The sequence below is a fragment of the Sulfurimonas sp. genome (assembly GCF_016744025.1).
Classification (GTDB): Bacteria; Campylobacterota; Campylobacteria; order Campylobacterales; family Sulfurimonadaceae; genus Sulfurimonas.
The window spans coordinates 1-3,181 of the sequence record NZ_JADGFC010000202.1; the positions used below are offsets into that span (position 1 = coordinate 1).

Consider the following 3,181-nt stretch of genomic DNA (forward strand, 5'->3'; position numbering starts at 1 on the left):
ATAAAAGATAAAGATGCAACAAATAGATACAATTATTATAGGTTCAGGTGCTGGTGGTCTTGCTGCTGCTATATTACTCTCTCGTGCAGGTCAAAAAGTGCTTGTTTTAGAACAACATTATATCCCCGGAGGTTGGTGTCATAGCTTTAAACTTCACGGAAGTAAATTTACTCCAGGTGTTCACTATATAGGTTTAATGCAAGAAAATGAATCTTCAAGTAATTTATACAGAGGTCTTGGGATAGCAAATGATTTAACATTTTTTAAAATGAATCCTCAAGCCTATGAGCATTGCCATATTGGTGATGAAAGATTTGATATTCCTGCAAATTTTGATGAGTTCTTATCTGCTATGATTGAAAAATTTCCACATGAAGAAAAAGGGTTAAGAAGATACTTTCAAACCATACGTGATGTAAGTAGACAACTCCAACTTATCCCTAAAATGAATAGCTTTTGGGATAAAATAACTATTCCTTGGCGAACACGACATATGGGCAAATACGGTCTATTTAGCTTGAAAAGAGTTATAGGTTGGCATATAAAAGATCCTCTCGCAAAAGCTATCTTAAATATTCAATGTGGAGATCATGGTACTTCTCCTGCAAGTGCTAGTTTTCCTTTTCACTGTGCAGTTATGGAGCATTATTTTAGTGGAGGTTATTACCCAAAAGGTGGTGGAGGAGCTATTGTTAGTGCAATGATAAAAGCTATAAAAAATCATGGTGGCGAAGTCCGTACAAAAGCTATGGTTACAAAAATACTATTAGATGTAGGTGATAGTAAAAAAGCTGTTGGAGTAGAACTAAAAAATGGTGAAAAAATCTATGCATCTAGAATTATCTCAAATGCAGATCCCCAGAAGACTTATCTTGACTTAATAGGGCGAGAAAATTTATCTCTTAAACTATGTAATAAATTAGATATTACCAAATACTCATGTACTTCTTTAATTCTATTTTTAACTATAGATATGGATGTAAAAGAAGCTGGGCTTGATTCTGGAAATATTTGGGTACTGCCAGATAGTAATATGGATGAGTTGCATGAAGAGATGATGAGTGAGGATATAACAAGTGGAGATTATTTCAAAGGTTTATTTATAAGCTGTACTACTCTCAAAGACCCATCTAGTTTTGATGGTAAAAATCATGTATTAGAAGTTGTAACGTTTATAGATTACAAGGCTTTTGAGGATTTTAAAGATGAAACTTCAAAACGCTCTGAAGTTTATTTAAAATTAAAATCTTCACTTATGCAAAAGATGATAAATTCTTTAGATAGGGTTATTCCAAATGTCAAAGAGCATATAGTTCATAAAGACTTAGCTACCCCTTTAACAAACGAACACTTTATAAACTCAACACGAGGTAGTGTTTACGGAACAAATAAAATTCTAAATCAGATTGGACCAAATGCTTATAGAGCAAATAGTGAGATAGAAAATCTTTATCTTTGTGGAGCGAGTATTTTAGCTCATGGTGTTACAGGAGCTACTTTTTCTGGAGTACATACTGCTTCTATAATTTTAGGATGTCAACAAGATGAGCTTATAGTTCCAGATGAGAATCAACACTTAACTATAATTGACGCGGAGAGCTATACTAATTAGTTTTTGAGTCTATAGAAATATTTCTATAGCTCTTGCTAAATCTTGTGGTGTGTCAATACCAAAACCTGTACTTGAAACTTTTAACATTGTTATATTTTTTTGATGGTAAATAGCACGAAGTTGTTCTAGACCTTCAATATCTTCTATAGGAGCATCGCTTAGATTACAAAACTCTTTTAGACTCTTTTTACTAAATCCATAGATGCCAATGTGTCCAAAATAATTTGCTCTTCCACTTCTGTTATACGGAATTAAAGAACGAGAAAAATATACAGCGTTATTGTTATTGTCTAATACAACTTTAACAAGATTTGGATCCTCAGCAGATTCAGAATTTATAGCATTGTAACAACTTCCCATAATAAAAGGCTCATCTTTTTTCTGTAGTTCTTTTAACTTGTTTATAAGTGATTCTACTACCTCAGGTTCAATAAATGGCTCATCAGCTTGAACATTTATAATTATCTCATTATCATCTAGCTTTAAAATATTTGCACATTCACTAATACGGTCAGTACCACTTTTATGTGTTGTAGATGTAAGCATAGCTTCTACGCCATGAGCTTCACATATTTCGATGATAGCTTCATCATCTGCTGCTACAACAACTCTATCTAAGTGTGCCACTCTTTTTGCAGTTCTTACAACCATAGGAAGACCACCGATATCTGCTAAAACTTTTTGTGGAAATCTTGTAGATGCCAATCGTGCCGGAATAATAATCATTTAATGCCTTTGAGATATAATATCAAGATTATATCCAAAAGGTGTTTTATGCTTCTTTACCAGCCACAAGAAGGCTACTGTTACAATAGTGATTCTATCTTTTTGTACGATTTTATAGACTCGTTTAATCCAAAAGGTAAAGTCCTTGATGTTGGTGCTGGCTGTGGTGTTGTTGGTCTCTTGGTTGCTCGCGATAATCCAAAAGTTGAACTCGAAGCAGTGGAAAAACAAGATGCTTTTGTACAATATGCAACTATAAATGCAAGAGTTAACAAGATAGAATATAAAATACATAAAAGTGATTTTGTAGACTTAGATGAAAACATCAAGTATGATTATATAATTTCTAATCCTCCTTTTTATCATGAACAAGTTTCAGTAAGCAAGAATGAAATGTTATTTAATGCAAGGTATAATATCAACTTACCTTTAAAAGCATTTTTTAAAAAGGTCTCAAGACTGTTAAAACCAAGATCACATTTTATATTCTGTTATGACGCTTCTCAATTTGGGCTTATTTGTGCTGAACTTGAGCGCGTTAAATTAAGAGTTGTAGATGTTCAATTTGTTCATCCAAAAGTAGATAGAGGAGCAACTCTAGTTATGATACATGTTAGAAATGGCTCATCATCATTGATGAAAGTTCATAAACCACTGATTAGTTTTGAGGGCAGTAAATTCACACAAGAGGTCGCACTTATCTATAAAAAAGCAAAAACTCAGAGTATTAAATGTCATCTATAGTTAAAAAAGAAGGATTTGATTTTTCCTTTGATACTTCCGCTTGTAACAGTTGTGCAGGTAGATGCTGTACTGGTGAGAGTGGTTATATATACGTAAGTA

At 33.0% G+C, this 3,181-nt stretch carries 3 protein-coding genes; 2 read left to right on the forward strand and 1 reads right to left on the reverse strand.

The window, feature by feature from the left end; genetic code table 11:
• Positions 1 to 13 precede the first annotated feature (13 nt).
• Complete coding sequence (locus tag QZZ48_RS15120; protein WP_294967089.1) at positions 14 to 1,612, forward strand: NAD(P)/FAD-dependent oxidoreductase; 1,599 nt, start codon at positions 14 to 16, stop codon at positions 1,610 to 1,612.
• A 9-nt stretch (positions 1,613 to 1,621) separates the two neighbouring features.
• Here the strand turns inward: QZZ48_RS15120 and kdsB are convergent, their stop codons facing one another.
• Entirely contained in the window at positions 1,622 to 2,338 is a 717-nt protein-coding gene (gene kdsB / locus QZZ48_RS15125) for a 3-deoxy-manno-octulosonate cytidylyltransferase (protein ID WP_294967090.1), read from the reverse strand.
• Between the two features lie 48 nt (positions 2,339 to 2,386).
• On the opposite strand from kdsB, the gene QZZ48_RS15130 reads away from it, so the two are divergent.
• Positions 2,387 to 3,082, forward strand: a complete 696-nt coding sequence (locus tag QZZ48_RS15130; protein WP_294967091.1) for a methyltransferase — start codon at positions 2,387 to 2,389, stop codon at positions 3,080 to 3,082.
• Positions 3,083 to 3,181: the final 99 nt, after the last annotated feature.